This is a genomic window from Desmospora profundinema, assembly GCF_031454155.1.
GTDB classification, from domain to species: Bacteria; Bacillota; Bacilli; order Thermoactinomycetales; family DSM-45169; genus Desmospora; species Desmospora profundinema.
In genome coordinates this window covers 1-2,040 of the sequence record NZ_JAVDQG010000014.1, presented here as the reverse complement: position 1 = coordinate 2,040, position 2,040 = coordinate 1, and the positions used below count along the sequence as shown (strand labels likewise).

Below are 2,040 nucleotides of genomic sequence, written 5' to 3'. Positions count from 1 at the left end.
GGGCTGTTACCCTCTGCGGCGGGCCGTTCCAGGCCACTTCGCCTACCTTCCACTTTTGTAACTCCATATAGGACGCCCCACAACCCCGCAAGGGAGACCCTTGCGGTTTGGGCTAATCCCGTTTCGCTCGCCGCTACTCGGGGAATCGCGTTTGCTTTCTTCTCCTCGGGGTACTAAGATGTTTCAGTTCCCCCGGTCTGCCTCTGCCCACCCTATGTGTTCAGGTGGGAGTGCCAGCGGTTTACGCTGGCGGGTTGCCCCATTCGGAAATCCCCGGATCAACGCCTGCTTACGGCTCCCCGGGGCATATCGGAGTTCGCCCCGTCCTTCATCGGCTCCTGGCGCCAAGGCATCCACCGTGTGCCCTTCCTAACTTCTCCTCAAATCACTCCGGTGAAAATTGTGGTGTTTCCCACATTTTCTTGGCTCTTTCGTATCCAGTTTTCAAGGTGCGATGTTGCTTTTTTCATTCATCACCTTGCGGCGACAAGTAATAATATATCACGGTTCTCACTCATGATCAACCCTTATTTTTGGTTTCTTTTTTTCCATGTCAGGATGGATTATCCACGTTGATGGATGTTCCCTTCTATATCATATGAAGCCCGCGTGTTACACGCGGGCCAGATGGGAATCAATCATCATATTCCACAGACATCAACAGGGTTTCACCGGTAAAAGCATCAATCTCCAGTTCCGCTTTCTCCTTCCCATTTTTAATCTTCACCTCATAAATCCAGCGTCCATCGTCTTTATCCAGTTCAATATCTTTTACCTTGCCGTCAAACTCGCTCAAGGCGATCTTTTTGGCTTTTTTATAGCTGATGCGCTTGCCGTTCCTCGGCTCTTCCTTTGTGCGTTCCTCACTCCCATCCTCGACAGCGATATCATCCGTGAGGTTCTCTTGGTGATCCTCGACAGCAGTTTTCCGCTCCTTCGGACGATGACCTTGTTCCACTTTTAGGATTTCACCGGAGTTGGCATCCATGTGAACCTCATAATTCCCGCCGGGTCCTTCCAATTCGATTTCATACACCGCACGGGCACTTGTATCGTTCAACTCGATTTCCTTGACACTCCCCGGATACCGTTCCTCCGCTTTTTGAACGGCTTCCTCAGCGGTAAGAGCGGGCGCCTTGTCGCCGGCGAAGATCTGATTCACCCCAAATCCGACTGCGGCGATGAGGATGGCTCCCGCCAAAACAGTCAGCCATGTTTTGTTCATATTTACTCACTCCTGCTTCGTTTCCTTCATTGTAGTCTCAGTGGAAGAGAATTTGATACGAAAACAACACGGTATTCAACCCGATTCTGCCTTGTCAGGAATCCGCTCGTTTTCTCGCTTCTCGTTCCAGCCTGTCAAGATCGATATTCTCACGAGTCAGTCGATCTCGCACCGAATCCGGAAACAGGCGGCGAAAGCTCTCTTCATACCCGGATCCATCCTCCGGGGTTTCGTGGCCGGTCACCTGTATCCCCTCATCCTTCCGCTCCAATCTTAAGGCCACAGGCAGACTGATCCCCGTTCCGTCAGAACCGTCTTCCAAAACCTCCAGGCAAAACACCCAACCGTACCAATTTCCTCGGTCTCCATCCCATTCTTCACCCGCTTCCTCATAGGCACATCCGATCGTTCCGCCAAATTCAGACGATACCAACCGCTTCTCCAGATATCCTCCTACCGTATCGTCCACCATTTGTCGTTCCCCCTCTTTCGTTTCCCCGTTATCATCGTCAGCATACCGGGGTTGCCCGTCAACCGATCCACATCCCATCATCAAGGCAAAGCTTCCAAGCAAAGACACCAGCAGAAAAGCGTATCGCATGAGATCCCGCCCCTTCCCTTGTCTCCATCCCTTCATAAGCAATATAACACGTTTAAAGAGACACATAAAAAATCCCCACCATGGATTAGATCCATGGTGGGGATTAGCGGCATTCCCTGAAAACCGAAGAGCGAAATTGACGACCCTGTTCTGGTTCGTTCGTGTTTGTATCCAATGGATACTCCGTAGAAAGGAGGTGATCCATCCCCACCTT

General features: G+C 51.2%; 2 protein-coding genes and 1 rRNA gene. All 3 read right to left on the bottom strand.

Translation table 11 applies throughout. The features are described from left to right. Positions 1-380: ribosomal RNA gene (locus JOE21_RS17695) — 23S ribosomal RNA — on the bottom strand; the annotation flags it as partial. A 254-nt stretch (positions 381-634) separates the two neighbouring features. Then, a complete protein-coding gene (locus tag JOE21_RS17690) occupies positions 635-1,225 on the bottom strand; it encodes a PepSY domain-containing protein (RefSeq protein WP_309868810.1) in 591 nt (196 codons plus the stop codon). A gap of 94 nt (positions 1,226-1,319) precedes the next feature. Next, positions 1,320-1,826: a hypothetical protein gene (locus JOE21_RS17685; RefSeq protein ID WP_309868809.1), complete on the bottom strand. Its 507-nt coding sequence runs from the start codon at positions 1,824-1,826 to the stop codon at positions 1,320-1,322. Positions 1,827-2,040: the final 214 nt, after the last annotated feature.

What these genes read in the sequence shown, in the direction of transcription:
- JOE21_RS17690 (WP_309868810.1), bottom strand. Translation starts at nt 1,225, where the DNA reads ATGAACAAAACATGGCTGACTGTTTTGGCGGGAGCCATCCTCATCGCC.
- JOE21_RS17685 (WP_309868809.1), bottom strand. Translation starts at nt 1,826, where the DNA reads ATGCGATACGCTTTTCTGCTGGTGTCTTTGCTTGGAAGCTTTGCCTTG.